The sequence below is a fragment of the Magnetospira thiophila genome (genome assembly GCF_054657015.1).
The window spans coordinates 755,250-771,762 of the sequence record NZ_BAAHXF010000002.1 but is presented as its reverse complement, the minus strand read 5'-3'; the positions used below and the strand labels follow the sequence as shown (position 1 = coordinate 771,762).

Sequence of the window (16,513 nt, the reverse complement as noted above, 5' to 3'; positions counted from 1 at the left end):
TCTCTCACAGGGGAGGAGATCCAAACATGTTGAAGGGTAAAGTACTGGTCGCCCAAGGTGGTGGCCCGACCGCAGTGATCAATCAGTCGATGGTGGGCGTGGTGCAGGAAGCGCGGCGCATTCCCGGAGTGGAGCGCGTCTACGGTGCCCTGCATGGGGTGCGCGGAATCGTCGATGAGAATTTTCTCGATCTGACCCAGGAAACCGACGCCAATCTGGAAATGGTTGCCGCGACGCCGTCCTCGGCGCTGGGATCGACCCGCGACAAGCCGGATCTGGAGTATTGCAAGAACATTTTCAAGGTCTGCCAGGCGCATGGCATCGAGTCGTTTTTCTATTGCGGCGGCAATGACAGCTCCGACACCTGCCGGATCGTCGCCGAGGAAGCCGACAAGAGCGGCTATAACCTGCGCTGCGTGCATGTGCCGAAGACCATCGACAACGATCTGGTGATCAACGACCACACCCCGGGCTTCCCGTCTGCGGCCCGCTATGTGGCCTCCGCCTTTGCCGGTCTGAATCTGGACAACAAGGCGCTGCCGGGCGTTTTCTTAGGGATCGTCATGGGCCGTCATGCGGGCTTCATGACCGCCGCCGCCGCCGGTCTGACCCAGAATGCCGCCGATGGGCCGCACCTGATCTATCTGCCGGAGCGGACCTTCGACATGGACAAGTTCGTCACCGACGTGAAGACCACCTATGACAAGCACGGTCGTTGCGTGATCGCCGTCTCCGAAGGCATTCATGACGCTTCCGGCAATCCGATCATCACCCAGTTGATGAAGGAAGTGGAAAAGGACGCTCACGGCAACGTGCAGCTCTCTGGCACAGGTGCCCTGGGCGATCTGTTGGCCGACGCGGTGAAGGAAAAGACCGGCATCAAGCGGGTGCGGGCCGATACCCTGGGCTACATGCAACGCTCGTTCCTCGGCTGTGTGTCCGATGTGGATCAGCGGGAAGCCCGTCAGGTTGGTCAGCGGGCGGTGAATTTCGCCCACTACCTGGACCGCAGCGGCACCGTGACCATTCGCCGGGTTGGCGAATACCGGGTCGATTTCGTGCTCGACAAGCTCACCGATGTGGCCGCCAAGACCAAGGTCATGCCCGATGAATTCATCAATGCCGCCGGCAACGGCGTCACCCAGGAATTCATGCGCTATATCGTGCCGTTGCTGGGCTCCAACATCACGCCGGTGGCCTACCTGTCGCAGGAAAACAAGGTCGCCAAGATTCTCGGCTAATTCCGCGATCATACAAAACCAACGCCCCGTTCCCTCCCAGGAGCGGGGCGTTGTGCTTGGCAAGGCTTGATCTTCCGCGTCTGCTGTGGTCTATGCCGCTGATTGAGACTTCCTGGAGGACGACGGCGATGAATAGCGAGACCCGCAACGGCAATGGCCATCAACGACTGGTCCTGCGCCTGTCGTGCGAGAACCGCGTCGGTATCGTGGCCTCGGTGGCGCGGCTGATTGCCGATGTGGAAGGCAATATCCTCGATTCCTCGCAATTCGACGACCGCTCCACCGGTCGCTTTTTCATGCGCACGGTGTTCGAACTGGTCGGCGAGCACGGGCGTCCGGCGTTTCAGAACCGCTTTGCCCGCGAGGTGGCCAAGACGTTCGACATGTTCTGGTCGCTGCATGACGAGGCGGAAAAAGTCCGCACCCTGATCCTGGTCTCCAAGGGCGACCATTGCCTGGAGGATCTGCTGTATCGCAGCGGCAAGGGGACCTTGCCCATCGAGGTGACGGCGGTGGCGTCCAATCACCAGTCCCTGCGCCCCAACACCCAGTCACGCGGCATTCCGTTTCATTATCTGCCGATGGTCAATGGCGACAAGGCGGGGCAGGAAGCGCAAGTTCTGGGCCTGATGAAGGAAACCAAGTCGGATTTGTTGGTGTTGGCCCGCTATATGCAGATTCTTTCGCCGGAAATGTGCCGCCAATTGCGCGGCCGCTGCATCAATATCCACCATTCCTTCCTGCCCGGATTCAAGGGAGCCAAGCCCTATCACCGGGCCCATGACCGAGGCGTGAAGCTGATCGGGGCGACCGCCCACTACGTGACCGAGGACCTGGACGAAGGGCCGATCATTGCCCAGGCGGTGGAGCCGGTGAGCCATCGGGATTATCCCGAGGATCTGATTGCCATCGGTCGGGACATCGAAATCAAGGTGTTGTCGCAGGCGGTGCGCCTGCATGCGGAACAAAGAGTGTTTCTCAACGGGATCAAGACGGTCGTCCTTTAATTGTCGGGTAACCTTGAGGTGGGCATAATCGAGTTATGCGACTCTCAGCTTTCATAAGCGTGGCGGCATTGCTGCTGCTCGGGGCTTGCGGCACCGTCGATATGGAGCCGCGCCGGTCCGTGCGGGCCATGGGCGCTGTGGATCATGCGGGTTTTATCCATGCCACGGAAGTGAAAGTGGCGCGCGGCGATACGGTCTATGCCATATCCCGGCGGCACAAGGTGCCCATGCGGGCGATTATCGACGCCAATGGATTGCGCCCGCCCTATGCGCTGGCCATCGGTCAATGGCTGAAACTGCCGCGGGTCGCCGTGCATACGGTGGTGCGCGGCGATACCCTGGGCGGCATTTCCCGCATGTACGATACGGAATTGGCGACCGTGGCGCGACTCAACGGATTGCGTCCGCCCTATGTGATTTTTCCCGGCCAGCAACTGGCCCTGCCCAGTGGGGGGGAGGTGCCCGCGCCGACACGGGTGGCGGCGGTGACGGCATCCCGTCCGCCCAGCCTCAAGAGCGTCCCCGAAGCCCGCCCGCAGCCGGGGCAAAAGGTCACCATCACCCGGACCGCCCCGACGGCACCCCGGGCCGTCGAAACGCCGCCGCCGCAACGCTCGGGCAGTTTCATCTGGCCGGTGCACGGCACCTTGTTGTCCGGATACGGGAGCAAGGGTAAGGGGTTGCACAACGACGGCATCAATATTTCCGCGCCGCGTGGCGCACCGGTCAAGGCGGCGGAAAACGGGGTCGTGGTCTATGCGGGCAACGAGTTGAAGGGCTTCGGCAACCTGTTGCTGGTCAAGCATGACAAGGGCTGGGTGACCGCCTATGCCCATAATCAGAATCTGTTGGTCAAGCGCGGCGACAAGGTCACCAAGGGTCAGAAAATCGCCCGTGTCGGCTCGTCGGGCGGGGTCACCCAGCCGCAGCTGCATTTCGAATTGCGCAAGGGTAAGACCGCCATCGACCCGCTGAAATACCTGCCCCAGGCGGTGGCGGCGGTACCCTCCCCATTATTTGGACAGACGCAACTCTGACAGGTCGTTGGCCACCTCGTGAAACACGGCGGTCAGGGCGTCGGCGTTGGGAGCGTAGTGGTAATAGGGGGAGATGGGGCCGCTGGCCACCTGCTGCAACAGCACTTGCAGATCCGAGTTTTCGTAAGCGAATTGGATCACATAGATGATCACGCCGCTGGCCTTGATGTTGTTTGCCAGATCGAGCAGTCGGGCGTCCATGGCGTCCTGGGCCGCGCCGCTGGTGCCGAAGACGGCCTTGTACCCATCCCCATAACCGGCCACGTTTTGTCCGTCGGTCAGCAGCACGATGGCCCTTTGCAATTTGTAGTCGGGATCGGCCACCGCTTCGGTGAAGGGGGAGGCCGGGGTCAAAACGCGCCAGGCCCAGCCGAGACCGCCGGGAATGTTGGTCACCCCGTTGGGATACAGCAGGTCGTTCACCGCGCCCTGGATGGTCGCCTTGTCCTTTTGCAGTTCGGTGATGCCGTGGTTCAGACAGGGCGTGCATTCGCTATAGCCCGACGACATGGAGCAGGTACCGCCCGAGACCGGTTCGCCTTCCGGGCCGATGGGCTGCCAGGCCTCCCATTCGCCATTGGGCAGGATCGACGGCGGGTCCAATACGTCGGCGTCATTGTCGTCCAGCCCGTCATGCAGATAGCGGTTGAACACGCAGCCCTTCCAGTTGGAGGGCGGCGCAGACAGCAATGGTACCGGCGAATTGTTGGCCAGAAACACCTGCGATTGAGAGACCCCGGTTTCCGGGTTGATGAAGCTGGAGACCGCCTGGGTGGTGGTCGATGCGGCGTTAAAGGTTTCGCCATTGCGCATGACGTTGACCTTGCCGTTCCAGGGCACCAGCCCAATGTTGAGCAGATCCTTGCTGGAACTATTGCCGTACAGGATGTCGATCAGGTCGTTGGCGGCATTGCGGGCGGCGGTGATGCGCGTCACCCCACCGGTGTAGTTGCCCATGGAGCCGGACATGTCGATGGCCAACACTACGTCGAGGGCCTGCATCTGGCGGGTCACTTCGGCGAACCCTTCCACCGTCACGGTCTCGAATCCGAGCAGGCGCATGAACGAGGTCGGGACCACCGCAGCGGCGCTGAGGGTCAGTTTTTGCACTTCCTCATTGACGGTGATGACCGGGCCGGAAACCGTGGCATTCATGTATCCATCGGGGAAATTGGCTTTGAAAAACATGTTGATTTCGGCGTCTCGGGTGGTCTTGAAGTAGCTGCGTCCTCCGGCCAGGGCCGAGGCGTCGAGGGCCGAGGACAGTCGCGACTTGACCAGAAAGGCGCGTGAGGAATCGGTCGCCATGCCAACGATGCCGACCAGCGGCACAATGGCGAAGGCGAGAAAAATCACGCTGCCGCCCCGAAGGTCGCGTCCGAAGTGCCATAATTTGCCGAGAAATTTTTTCCACAGGCTCATGATCGCCACCCACACAAAGAGAGTGACTATTTTTTGCCTTATGGAGCACGGCTTCAATATAATTATATATCAATAAGTTAAGTAAAAAGTTGTGGAAAATTTTAGTTAAATCCCACTGTCTGGAATCAGTCGGTGCCGACGCCCAGGAGGGGGCGCGGGCGGGCGTTTGCGAAACAAGTGGATCAGGGCCATCCCGGCGATGAAGCCGCCCACATGGGCCCAGAAGGCGACCTCCGAGCCGCCGTCGCCGCCGGTGGCATTGACGAATTGCAGCAGGAACCACAATCCGAGGACGATCAGTGCCGGCAATCGGGCGGTCCAGAATATGATCACGATGGGAATCAGGACCAGAATGTTGGCCCGGGGATGGAGCATGATATAGGCGCCGAGGACACCGGAAACGGCCCCGCTGGCGCCGATCATCGGCCATTGGGATGTCGGGGCGACGGCCCCCTGCACAGCCGCCGCGAGGACGCCGCAGATCAGATAAAAGGCCAAGAACCTCCTGTGGCCCATGGCATCCTCGATGCTGGGGCCGAACACCCACAGATACAGCATGTTGCCGATCAGATGCCACCAGCCCCCATGCAGGAACTGGTAGGTCAGCAGGGTGACCGGCCAGGGTACAAGACTCAGTTCCGGGGGCAGGGCGCGACCGTCGAAGAACACGCCGGGAATGAATCCGAGTGCAAAGACTGCCTGATGCTCTTTTTGCCCGCTCAAACCCAATTGCCAGACAAACACGCTTACACAGACAACGATCAAAGCCACCGCGACGGCGGGTTTGAGGATTTTCGGCGTGTCGTCCTTCAGGGGAATCATGGCTGGACCTTTGGGATCGTCTCGTTGCCTCACCATAGCATAATGAAAGATATTCAAATAAATTTTAGGTAAATATGTATTCATTTTTTATCCAAAAGTAACAGCAAATAAACATTTTGCAAAATATGGAATATGAAATTATCGTTTATCCAGTAACCAAATGGTTACCGGAACATTCTTTGGAGGTAGACATGAAAACCCTTAGCAAATTCTTCCGTGATGACTCCGGCGCCACCGCCATTGAATATGGTTTGATCGCCGCCCTCGTCTCCGTGGCCGCCATTGGAGCCTTGACCGCCATGGGTGGCTCTCTGTCCGCCATGTTCACATCGGTTTCCGGTGAGCTGCAAACGGCGGTCGGAGGTGGCGTCTGATCTCTGCTGTCTTCCTTCTTCAGGAGGCGTTCCTTCCCGTGCTTCCGCACCCGATCCCCCGATCCCCTGGAGCGCCTCCTCGAAGAAACATTCCAAAAAGGTCTCGCGAGTTGCGAGGCTTTTTTTTGTAAGTATACATGGCATTTTATGTGGTTTTTATTCTTTATGTATTCAAATAAAAAACAATGTTGATCCTAAATAATAGATTCGAGTATCAAGTATTCTGCCTATAAAATATAAACAGTAACCAAATGGTTACCAGAATCCTTTTTGGAGGTAGATATGAAAACCCTTAGCAAATTCTTCCGTGATGACTCCGGCGCCACCGCCATTGAATATGGCCTGATCGCCGCCTTGGTCTCCGTGGCCGCCATTGGGGCCTTGACCGCCATGGGGGGCTCCCTGTCCGCCATGTTCACATCGGTTTCCGGTCAGTTGCAGACGGCCGTGGGCGGCGGCGTCTGATCGTCCAGCACTCCTCATTTCCGCGGCGATGCTCCTGCCCGACCCCGATCCCCCAGGAGCATCGCCCGGAATGAGCCCCCAAGGGCGATTTTCGTTATCAATTCTGGAGCCTCATTCCTTTCATTGAATCCTTTTCCGGCAAACCTCTGACCCCGAGAGACCCCGATGCCGATGTCATTGACCCCCGACTTTTTCATGATTGTCCTGTTTCTGAGCCTGGTGCTTGTGGCGGCGGGGCATGACGTGTCCCGTTACCGGATTCCCAACTGGATTTCGGTGGCCGTGCTTGTGCTTTATCCCGTGCATGTGTGGCTGTCTGTTTCCCCGGTGGACTGGGTCTGGTCCCTGGCCGTCGCCGGGGGTGTATTCGCCGTCGGGTTCGCCCTGTTCGCCTTTGGTCTGCTTGGCGGTGGCGACGTCAAACTGCTGGTCGCCGCCAGCCTGTGGGCCGGACCGCCGCTGATCCTCGACCTGCTGGTGGTGACCGCTTTGGCCGGTGGCGTCATGGCCCTGTTCCTGCTGTCTCCGGCCCGCTTGGTGCTGGCCTGGGGATTTGAGCAAGTCGGCTGGGCCGGGTTGCGCGACAAGATGATGACCGATGTTCTGCCCTATGGACTGGCCATCGCCGTTGGCGCCTTGGCCGTGGCCGTGCAATTGATCGAGGGAGGCCTGTCATGACCCTGCGCACCGTCATTCTGCTGGTTGCCGCGCTCGGCATAGCCACCTTTACCGCGCTGTTTGCCCGGGGCTGGATCAATGCCCAGAAAGCCGCCCTGTCGCCGCAAACCGTGATCGAGCAACAGACCACCGAAGCGGTCAACGTGCTGGTGGCCAAGGATGCCATCCCCGCCGGAACCTTCGTCAAGCCGGATCATTTGACCTGGCAGGCCTGGCCCGAAAGCGGCCTGACCGAGGCTTATTCGGTGCAGGGCAAGGTGGAAATGGCGCATTTCGAAGGGGCCGTGGCCCGCAGTTCCATCGCCCAGGGACAGCCGATCCTGTCCGCCCAGGTGGTGCATCCCGGTGAGCGGGGCTTCCTGGCCGCCGTGCTGACTCCCGGTCAACGGGCGGTTTCGGTGCCGGTCACCGCCACCTCGGGCATTTCCGGTTTCGTGTTTCCGGGTGATCGGGTGGACCTGTTGCTGACCGTCAAGTTCCAGAGCAAGGGCGGCGATGGCGATGTGCAGCGGCGCTTCGCCACCCGCACCTTGCAGGAAGACGTGCGCGTGTTGGCCATCGACCAGAAGGTCGAGCAAGTGGATGGCACGGTCAATGTGGCCAAGACCGCCACCGTCGAAGTCTCCGCCGATCAGGCCGAGCGAATTGCCCTGGCCCTGGAAATGGGGTCGATCTCCCTGAGTTTGCGCAGTCTCGCCAGACAGGATGAGGACGGCCAGCCTTTGGTTCCCCTGGCACGCACCGGCTACACCCTCGACGCCCAATTGTTTGGTGTGGTGGGGGGCAGTGGGCGCGGTCGGGAAGTGCATGTGCTGCGCGGCTCCAAATCCGAAACAGCAGCTTTTTAGAGGAGGGGGACATGAGCGCATTTTTCAAGATTTTCCTGTTGCTGATGTTGATCCTTCTGGGTGTTGAAGCCTCGGCGGCGCAACTGGTCTCGGTCTCCGACCGCCTGGTGGAATTGGAACTGAACAAGGGGCGTCTGATCCGTCTGGCCCGCCCGGCCGCCACGGTGTTCATCGCCGATCCGGAGATTGCCGACATCCAGGTCAAATCGCCGCGCCTGATCTATCTGCTGGCCCGCAAGCCGGGCGACACCACCCTGTATGCGGTGGATGACGCGGAAAAGGTCCTGGTCAACATGGATGTGCGGGTGAACCATAATCTGGAAGGCCTGCGCGATGCCATCACCCGCCTGCATCCGGGACTCGAGGTGACGGTCTCCAGCGTCAACGACTCCATCGTCATGAGCGGCATCGTCGGTTCGGCCTCGACGGCGGAAGATCTGCGCCGGTTGGCCGTCGGTTTTGCCGGGGACGAAAAGAAAGTCATCAACCGGATCGGCGTCAATGCCCCCAACCAGGTGAATCTGCGGGTTCGGGTGGCCGAGGTGTCGCGCGACATCGACAAGCAATTGGGGATCAATTGGAGTCTGCTCGGCAATATCGGCGGCATGGCCATCGGCTTGGCGACCACCAATCCGTTTACCGCCAACGTCACCCAACATACCCTGAATCTCTCCGGAAGCGCCGGACCGTTCAATATGAGCGCCGTTCTCGACGCCCTGGAAGAGGAGGGGCTGGTGACCGTGCTGGCGGAACCCAACCTGACCGCCATGTCCGGCGAGACCGCCAGTTTCCTGGCCGGGGGTGAATTCCCCATCATGGTGCCCCAGGGCACCGACCGTATCGTCATTGAATTCAAGAAGTTCGGCGTTTCCCTGGCTTTTACCCCGACCCTGGTCGGCAGCGACCGGATCAGCATGCACGTACGCCCGGAAGTCAGTCAGTTGTCGTCCACCGGCGCGGTGACCATTCCGGTCGGAACCGGGACCCTGACCGTCCCCGCCCTGACCACCCGGCGGGCCGAAACCACCGTCGAACTGGGCAGTGGTCAGAGCTTCGCCATCGCCGGGTTGCTGAAAAACAACGTCACCCATGACATTTCGAAATTTCCCGGTCTGGGCGATATTCCGATGCTGGGCCGCCTGTTCCAGTCTGACCGCTTCCAGCGCGAAGAGAGTGAGTTGGTGATTATCGTCACCCCCTATATCGTTGCACCCGTATCCCAACACAAATTGGCTTTGCCGACCGACGGCTTCCACGCGCCCAGCGATACGGAACGGATGCTGGTCGGCGGCACCCACAAGCGCAATCCCGAGACCGGTGCGCCGGTTACCGTGACCACCGGCGGTCATTCGCTGATTGGTCCGGTTGGCTTCCAGTTGGATTGAGGAGGGACAGATGAGCCCACAACGGATTTTGATGCGAACCACATGTGCCCTGTCCCTGCTGCTGTTCGGCGGTTGCCAGTCCCTGAAATCCCTGGCCCTGAGCGGGGCGGTCGCCGGGGGAGCCTATCTGATCGACCATGCGGAGACCGAGGATTGGCACAATGTGCCGCCGGAAAAGAAAGTGGCGGTGATCCCGGTGGAGATGGCCCATGACGTGGCTTTCGAAGCCAATGATGCCACCCTGATGGGGGCGGAGTTGGGCGCTCTGGACGATTTCCTCGCCCGTATCCGCCTGCAAGGCACCGATGAAGTCAGCGTCCAACCGGCGACGGCGCATGCCCTGTCGACGCGCCGGGCCGAGGCCGTGGCCGCCTATCTGGGGGCGCGCCGCGTCAATGCCCGCCTGGATGATGACTATGTGCGCCCCGGCGCATTGGATGTGGTGCGGGTGCAGGTGCGCCGTCATCTGGTGAGCTTGCCTGCCTGTCCCGATTGGACCGGCCGACCGGGCAACAATCTGGCCAATGGCAACAGCTCCAACTTCGGCTGCGCCACCGCCTCGAATCTGGGCCTGATGGTGGCCGACCCTCGGGATCTGGTGGCCGGTCGGGCCATCGGTCCGGCGGATGGGGAATATCTGGCTGCCGGTATCGACCGCTATCGCAAAGGGGAAACCACACCTTTGGACGGCAGCAATTCTTCCGCCGACTCGTCGGCCTCTGATTTGACCAGCGCCTTGGGCGGCCAATAGGGGGGGATGTCATGACCATGACGGCACTCAAGAAAACTTCCGCGCCGGAGACGACTTCCTGGATGGCTTTCGTCAGCGACGACGTGACCCGGCAGGCCCTGGTCGGCGTGGCTCGGGACCTGGGTTGGGCCGATGACTCGGTGCGGCGCGGCGATGCCGCCGAGGCGGTGCGGGTGCTGGCCGGAATGGCGACGCCGAAACTGCTGGTGCTCGATTTGTCCGGGGCACCTGATCCCATCGAGGAATTGGCGGCGCTGGCCGATCATTGCGATCCAGGCACCCGGGTCATTGCCCTGGGGACGGTCAATGACGTGAATCTCTATCGCCAGCTCATGGAGATGGGGATTGATGATTATCTGCTCAAGCCGCTGGCCGCCGAGGCGGTGCGGGCGGCGGTCGAGCGGGTCCTGCGGGAGCCGGAAACGCCCGCCGAAGAGGCGGCCAGCGACCTGGCCAGGCTGGTGCTGGTGGTCGGGGCACGGGGCGGCGTCGGGGCGACCACTGTGGCGGTCAATACCGCGTGGATACTGGCCCATGAGAAACAGCGTAAGGTCGCCCTGGTCGATCTGGACCTGTATTTCGGCACCACGGCCCTGGCGCTTGATCTGGAGCCCGGTCGCGGTTTTCGCGAGGCGCTGGAGAATCCCAGCCGCATCGACAGCCTGTTTATCGAGCGCTCCATGGTGCGGGAAAGCGACAACCTGTTCGTGCTCGATACGGAGGAACAGTTGGGCCAGGCCATTCTTCCCGATCCCACGGCCATCGACCAGTTGTTGGAAAAAATGCGCCAGTCGTTCGATCTGGTGGTGGTCGATCTGCCGCGCGAATCCTTGAGCAACACCTCGGCCCTGGCCGAGGCGGCGGAACTGGTTCTGGTGGCCGACCTGACTCTGGCCGGAATCCGCGACACCCTGCGCATTCATGAATTTCTGACCAAGGCCGCCCCGCAGGCCCGGCTGACCGTGGTCGCCAACCGGGTCGGGCTGCTGGGCAAGGGCGAGATGACGCGCGGCGAATTCGAGAAGGGGGCCGAGGTCTCCGTGGACGTGGTCCTGCCGTTCGATATCGGCGGCGTGTTGGAAAGCGCCAATCAGGGCAAGGCGGTGCCGGAGATCACCCACAAGGGCAAGGCGGTGGCCGGATTGCGTGAACTGAGCGCGCGGGTCCTGAACGAGTCCGCAGAGAGCACCGGGGCGGCGCCGGTCTGGCGTCGTCTGCTGGGACTGAAAGGGGGCCAATGATGTTCGGTCGTCGGCAATCGTCTGACAAGGTCGTGCCGTTGCGGATCGTCGGTTCACCGGCACCGGTTACGGTTCCCACGGTGCTCCCGGCGACGGATCGTGACGGACGCATTGAACAGGCCATCGAACTGGTCCTGCCGCGCCTGCGCAAGCGCCTGGAACTGGAAGACGTGAGCGATATGCCGCGCGCCAAGCTGGCCGCTCTGACCACCATCGTCCTGGAAGGCGAGACCACTGAATCGCCGCTGCAGGAAGATGAGATCCGAGATGCGGTGACGGTGCTGATCAATTTGATGCTCGACGAGACGGCGGCCAAACAGGCAGCTCCCAAGGAGGCCGTGGCGGACCCGGTCGGTCAGGCCAAGGAACGGGTGCAGGCCCTGTTGCTGGAGAAAATGGATGTGGGCAAGGCGGCCGAACTGCCGCGGGAGGAACTGGCGGCGCAGGTCAGTGAAATTGTCGGCGAGATCCTGGTCGAACAGAAGCTGCAACTCAATGGCGTCGAGCAGCGCGACCTAGTGACCCTGCTGCTCAATGACATGCTGGGGCTGGGGCCGCTGGAACCCTTGTTGGCCGACGAGGCGGTGACCGACATCATGGTCAATGGGCCGAAACAGGTTTATGTGGAGCGGCGTGGCAAGCTGGTGCTGTCCGATGTGACCTTCCGCGACAACGCCCATGTGATGAACGTGGCCTCGCGGATCGTCTCGCAGGTCGGGCGGCGGGTTGATGAATCGTCGCCGCTGGTGGATGCCCGGCTGGCCGACGGCTCGCGGGTCAACATCATCATTCCGCCGTTGGCCATCGACGGCCCGAGCATCTCCATTCGTAAGTTTGCCAAGCAGAAAATCACCCTCGAAGTGATGGAAAAAAATGGCAATTTGTCGCCCGCCATGGCGACGGTGCTGCGCATTGCCGCCCGCTCAAGGCTCAATATCCTGATTTCCGGCGGCACAGGTTCGGGTAAGACGACCCTGCTCAATGCCCTGTCGCGGATGATCGACCCGTCGGAGCGGGTGGTCACCATTGAGGATGCCGCCGAACTGCAATTGCAGCAGCCCCATGTGGTGCGTCTGGAAACCCGACCGCCGAACCTGGAAGGCCAGGGCGAGATCACCCAGCGGGAACTGGTCAAGAACTGCCTGCGCATGCGCCCGGACCGGATTATTCTCGGCGAAATCCGCGCCGGGGAGGCCCTGGACATGTTGCAGGCCATGAATACCGGCCATGATGGCTCGCTGGGCACCATCCACTCGAACACGCCGCGCGAGGCCCTGACCCGGCTGGAAAACATGGTTGCCATGACCGGCGTCAAGCTGCCCCACGAGGCGGTGCGCTCGCAGATTGCCAACGCGGTGCATCTGGTGGTGCAGATTTCGCGCATGCGCGACGGTATTCGGCGTTTGACCCAGGTCACCGAAATCGTCGGCATGGAAGGGGAGATCATTACCACCCAGGACCTATTCACCTTTGTGTACGAGGGCGAAGACGCCAACGGCAAGCTGTTCGGGAGCTATCAATCCAGCGGTCTGCGGCCGCACTTCCTGCAAAAGGCCAAGTATTTCGGCCTCGACCGGGCGTTGATGGAGGCCATGGGATGAGCGACGGTCTGTTCGTGATCTTTGGCGGTGTGTTGATCCTGGTGCTGCTCCTTGGCATGGCCTTGCGGGGCAACGACAGAGACCGCCTGCGGCGGCTCGATCAGGTGACCCGGCGGGCCAAGGGGGAATCTGTGCGTCGCCCGACCCAGGGCACGGTCAAAAAGACCGACTCCCAGGGCGCGATGCCCGGTCTGGATGGCCTAGTCCGGCGCTTCCTGCCGCGTCAATCCATGTTGCGGGCCCGCCTGGACCGGACCGGAAAAGCGATTTCATTCGGCGGCTATGTGGCGGTCAACATGCTGCTGTTTCTGGTGATTTTCGCCCTGGCGCGGGGTCTGTTCGGATTCTCCCTGGCCATCGCCCTGCCGGCCTCGGTGGCGGCGGGAATATGGCTGCCCCATTGGATGGTCGGACGCATGGCGGCGAAACGGATTGCCAAGTTCAACGCCCTGTTTCCCGATGCCATTGACCTGATCGTGCGCGGGTTGAAGTCCGGTCTGCCGGTCACCGAGTCCATTGGCGCCGTGGGGCGGGAGATGTCCGACCCGGTGGGCTGTGAATTCATCGGGGTGTTCGATTCCATGAAATTCGGGCGGACCCTGGAAGACGCCCTCTGGGAAGCGGCCCGCAAGCTCGATACGCCGGAATTCAAGTTCTTCGTCATCAGTTTGTCGGTGCAAAAGGAGACCGGCGGCAATCTGGCGGAGACCCTGGCCAATTTATCCGAGATCCTGCGCAAGCGGCGGCAGATGCGGCTCAAGATCAAGGCCATGTCCTCGGAGGCCAAGGCCAGCGCCATGATCCTGGGATCGCTGCCGTTCATCATGTTCGGCATCATTTCGGCGATGAACTGGGAGTATGAGCAGGCGCTGTTCACCGATCCGCGCGGCATGCTCATGCTCGGTGTCGGTGTCGGCATGATGGGATTGGGCATTGCCGTCATGGCGAAAATGGTGAGGTTCGAGATATGAACGATCTGAACGCCTTGTTGCCTTTCGCGGCGGAAGACCTGATCACCCTGTTGACCGGGGTGGCCGCCTTTGTTTCCGTGGTCGCAGTGTGGAACAGCCTGCGCATGGCCTCGCCGCTCAATGCCCGGGTGCGGGCCTTGAAGCTACAGCGCGAGGCCCTGAAGGCTGGGCTGCGGGTCCAGCGGGGACGCAAGGAACGTCAGGCCAAACGGGAAAACGCGGTCGGCCTGATGCGCAGCGTGGTCGAAAAGCTGCGTCTGCTGGGCACCCAGGAATCCGAAAAGGTGTCCCGCAAGCTGGCCGCCGCCGGGTGGCGGTCCAAGGACTCGCTGGTCATTTACATGTTCTTCAAGCTGGCGCTGCCGTTCGGTTTCGGGGGTTTGGCCGCCTTTGCCCTCTATGGGTTGGGGATCTGGGAAATGCCGCCGCTGGCCAAGCTGTTCGTCGCCTTGTTGGTCACCGTCATCGGGGCCTATCTGCCGGAAATCTATGTGCGCAACATGACTGATCGGCGGCGCAAGGCGTTGCGCATGGGGCTGCCGGATGCCTTGGACTTGCTGGTGATCTGTGCCGAGGCGGGGCTCAGCCTGGATGCGGCGCTGACCCGGGTGGCGCGGGAACTGCGTCAGGCGGCCCCGGAACTGGCCGACGAATTGAGTTTGACGGCGCTCGAACTGGGATTCCTGCCACAGCGACGCAAGGCCTTGGAGAACCTGGACATGCGCACCGACCTGGAGCAGATCCGCGCAGTGGTCAACACCTTGCTGCAAACGGAAAAATACGGCACCCCGTTGTCCCAGAGTTTGCGCGTGCTGGCCGCCGAATTCCGTGACGAACGGATGCTCCGGGCGGAGGAAAAGGCGGCCAAGCTGCCCGCCACCCTGACCGTTCCGTTGATCGTATTCATCCTGCCGACCCTGTTCATCGTGCTGTTAGGGCCGGCGATCATGAGCACCATCGACGGCCTGAGCGGACTATGACGATATTTCCATCGGGGATCGCGCTGTCGGGGTTGCGTGAACCGAAGACGCCGGGGGGTGAGGGGTCGCCTCCCGGCGTCACTTGTTTTATCTAGGCGTTGGCGGTCGTGCGGATGCAGTTGCGGCCGTCCTGCTTGGCCCGGTAGAGGGCGGCGTCGGCGCGGTCGATGACCGAGTCCATGTTGTCGCTCCCATGGGCCTCGGCGACACCGGCGCTGACGGTGATCGGCAAGCCGTCCGGCAATTGGGTGAGGGTGGCGCGTTCCATGGCCTGACGAATCTTTTCCGCCAGGATGGCGGCGGTTTCGAGAGTGCAGTTGTGGGCCAGCACGATCATTTCTTCACCGCCCCAGCGGCACAGCACGTCGGCCTCGCGCACGGTCTCCCGCATCACCCGGGCGATGCCCTGCAAGACCCGGTCGCCTTCCAGGTGACCAAGGGTATCGTTGACTCGCTTGAAGTGATCAACGTCGAACAGCAGGACGGAAAACGGCACATTGTCCCTCTGGTGGCGGGACAGGGCGCTTTTCAGGCTCTGTTCGAATACCTGGCGGTTGCCGATGCCGGTCAGTTCGTCGGTGGTCGCCATGACCACCAGCCGGGAATGGAACAGGTTCACCGTATAGGTGACGATCAGGATGGTGAGAACAATGACGCTCAGACCGACCAGGGTATTGGTCCATAATCCCCGTCGAAGCGTCTTGAGGGCCTCGGATTCCTGTTGCTCGACGACGACCCGCCAGCCCAGTTCGGGGATGTGGCGGGTGTTGAGCAGCATGGTCTCGCCGTTGCGCTGGTATTCGTAGAACCCGTGGTCAGTGGTCAGGATGTCCTCGGCGATGGCGGCGATTCCCTCGGCGTCGTGGATGTTGTCCTCGGTAATGACGGCCTCGGCGGAGCGCAGAGCGATGTGGCCCGTATCGTCGATGAAATAGATATGGCGCCCGAAGTGTTCCCGGTAGCGTTCCACCACCCGAGCCACCGAATTCAATTCCAGACCGACCCCGGTGGCGGCCAGAAACTGTCCGTCCGGGCCATGGACCTGGTGATTGATGAAGATGGTCACCGCGTCATTCTGTTGGGCGTTGATGTCCACGTTCAGTTCGTAGGGCTGGGTCATGTCGCGGACCCGGAAATACCAGGTATCTCGGGGCTCCTGCTCGGATACTACCTGGGAAATGCCACTGAAATGGTAGTAGTTGCGGGTTTTGTCGGAGACCAGAAAGCTGGTGAACAGGCCGTATTTGCGCCGGATGTCATCCAGATAATGAATGATCTTCCCGGGCTCCTGTTCGCCCTTCAGGAGCCAGTCCTTGACGAATGTATCGGTGGACATCAAGGAGGCGACAAAGACCGGCTGCAACAGATCGCGCTGAATTTCCGAATAGATATTGTTACTGGTCAGCGGCAATTCGTTGTCGATCAGCGCCTGACGCAGGCTGCTTTTGGAAATCTGATAACTGATGACGTTGGTCAGCAGAAAGCCGGCCACCAGAATCAGGGCAATGGTCGTGATGAGCGGCCCGCGGACCGATCCCGTGTTTTTCCACCAGGGCATGGGGATTGTTCAGCCTTATCCAGAAACGTGACTGCTGTACGATAGCCTGTTTGTGACGAAAGAGGAATGATTCATCAGGTTTGGGAGGTATGCGGGGCACGCAAGTCTTGACCTGGGAAGAACGGCCCCCCA

Annotated in this window: 16 protein-coding genes; 13 read left to right on the top strand and 3 right to left on the bottom strand. The window is 61.2% G+C overall.

From position 1 onward, the window contains the following. Window positions 1-26: 26 nt before the first annotated feature. The 3 genes from ACYQ1P_RS13365 to ACYQ1P_RS13355 all read left to right on the top strand — a co-directional run bounded on the left by ACYQ1P_RS13365 (window position 27) and on the right by ACYQ1P_RS13355 (window position 3,285). A complete protein-coding gene (locus ACYQ1P_RS13365) occupies window positions 27-1,241 on the top strand; it encodes a 6-phosphofructokinase (RefSeq protein ID WP_460020833.1) in 1,215 nt (404 codons plus the stop codon). Between the two features lie 128 nt (window positions 1,242-1,369). Then, window positions 1,370-2,248, top strand: coding sequence for a formyltetrahydrofolate deformylase (gene purU / locus ACYQ1P_RS13360; RefSeq protein WP_460020832.1), 879 nt, complete (start codon window positions 1,370-1,372; stop codon window positions 2,246-2,248). A 35-nt stretch (window positions 2,249-2,283) separates the two neighbouring features. Beyond that, window positions 2,284-3,285: a peptidoglycan DD-metalloendopeptidase family protein gene (locus ACYQ1P_RS13355; RefSeq protein ID WP_460020831.1), complete on the top strand. Its 1,002-nt coding sequence runs from the start codon at window positions 2,284-2,286 to the stop codon at window positions 3,283-3,285. On the opposite strand, the gene ACYQ1P_RS13350 is transcribed toward ACYQ1P_RS13355, so the two are convergent. Both ACYQ1P_RS13350 and ACYQ1P_RS13345 read right to left on the bottom strand, forming a co-directional pair. Next, window positions 3,262-4,707 (bottom strand): pilus assembly protein TadG-related protein, encoded by a 1,446-nt coding sequence (locus ACYQ1P_RS13350; protein WP_460020830.1) that lies wholly within the window; start codon window positions 4,705-4,707, stop codon window positions 3,262-3,264. The genes ACYQ1P_RS13355 and ACYQ1P_RS13350 overlap by 24 nt on opposite strands. Window positions 4,708-4,812: 105 nt before the next feature. Further along, window positions 4,813-5,529, bottom strand: a complete 717-nt coding sequence (locus tag ACYQ1P_RS13345) for a rhomboid family intramembrane serine protease (protein ID WP_460020829.1) — start codon at window positions 5,527-5,529, stop codon at window positions 4,813-4,815. A 191-nt stretch (window positions 5,530-5,720) separates the two neighbouring features. Here ACYQ1P_RS13345 and ACYQ1P_RS13340 point away from each other — a divergent pair, with 191 nt between their 5' ends. The 10 genes from ACYQ1P_RS13340 to ACYQ1P_RS13295 all read left to right on the top strand — a co-directional run bounded on the left by ACYQ1P_RS13340 (window position 5,721) and on the right by ACYQ1P_RS13295 (window position 14,823). Beyond that, window positions 5,721-5,903, top strand: a complete 183-nt coding sequence (locus ACYQ1P_RS13340; RefSeq protein WP_460020828.1) for a Flp family type IVb pilin — start codon at window positions 5,721-5,723, stop codon at window positions 5,901-5,903. Between the two features lie 282 nt (window positions 5,904-6,185). Next, window positions 6,186-6,368, top strand: coding sequence for a Flp family type IVb pilin (locus ACYQ1P_RS13335; RefSeq protein ID WP_460020827.1), 183 nt, complete (start codon window positions 6,186-6,188; stop codon window positions 6,366-6,368). A 165-nt stretch (window positions 6,369-6,533) separates the two neighbouring features. Beyond that, window positions 6,534-7,046 (top strand): A24 family peptidase, encoded by a 513-nt coding sequence (locus tag ACYQ1P_RS13330; RefSeq protein WP_460020826.1) that lies wholly within the window; start codon window positions 6,534-6,536, stop codon window positions 7,044-7,046. After that, window positions 7,043-7,894, top strand: a complete 852-nt coding sequence (gene cpaB, locus ACYQ1P_RS13325) for a Flp pilus assembly protein CpaB (RefSeq protein ID WP_460020825.1) — start codon at window positions 7,043-7,045, stop codon at window positions 7,892-7,894. The genes ACYQ1P_RS13330 and cpaB overlap by 4 nt, the downstream gene beginning before the upstream one ends. Before the next feature lie 11 nt (window positions 7,895-7,905). Continuing rightward, window positions 7,906-9,279, top strand: coding sequence for a type II and III secretion system protein family protein (locus ACYQ1P_RS13320; protein WP_460020824.1), 1,374 nt, complete (start codon window positions 7,906-7,908; stop codon window positions 9,277-9,279). A gap of 10 nt (window positions 9,280-9,289) precedes the next feature. Further along, window positions 9,290-10,030, top strand: a complete 741-nt coding sequence (locus ACYQ1P_RS13315) for a CpaD family pilus assembly lipoprotein (RefSeq protein ID WP_460020823.1) — start codon at window positions 9,290-9,292, stop codon at window positions 10,028-10,030. Between the two features lie 11 nt (window positions 10,031-10,041). Continuing rightward, complete coding sequence (locus ACYQ1P_RS13310; RefSeq protein ID WP_460020822.1) at window positions 10,042-11,271, top strand: CpaE/TadZ family protein; 1,230 nt, start codon at window positions 10,042-10,044, stop codon at window positions 11,269-11,271. Further along, the gene (locus ACYQ1P_RS13305; protein WP_460020821.1) at window positions 11,268-12,872 is read left to right on the top strand and encodes a TadA family conjugal transfer-associated ATPase; all 1,605 of its coding nucleotides are present in this window, start codon (window positions 11,268-11,270) and stop codon (window positions 12,870-12,872) included. Before ACYQ1P_RS13310 ends, ACYQ1P_RS13305 begins: the two co-directional genes overlap by 4 nt. Further along, entirely contained in the window at window positions 12,869-13,843 is a 975-nt protein-coding gene (locus tag ACYQ1P_RS13300) for a type II secretion system F family protein (protein ID WP_460020820.1), read from the top strand. Before ACYQ1P_RS13305 ends, ACYQ1P_RS13300 begins: the two co-directional genes overlap by 4 nt. After that, window positions 13,840-14,823: a type II secretion system F family protein gene (locus ACYQ1P_RS13295; RefSeq protein WP_460020819.1), complete on the top strand. Its 984-nt coding sequence runs from the start codon at window positions 13,840-13,842 to the stop codon at window positions 14,821-14,823. Before ACYQ1P_RS13300 ends, ACYQ1P_RS13295 begins: the two co-directional genes overlap by 4 nt. Before the next feature lie 91 nt (window positions 14,824-14,914). Here the strand turns inward: ACYQ1P_RS13295 and ACYQ1P_RS13290 are convergent, their stop codons facing one another. After that, on the bottom strand, window positions 14,915-16,381 hold the full coding sequence (locus tag ACYQ1P_RS13290; protein ID WP_460020818.1) for a sensor domain-containing diguanylate cyclase: 1,467 nt from the start codon (window positions 16,379-16,381) through the stop codon (window positions 14,915-14,917). Between the last annotated feature and the right edge of the window lie 132 nt (window positions 16,382-16,513).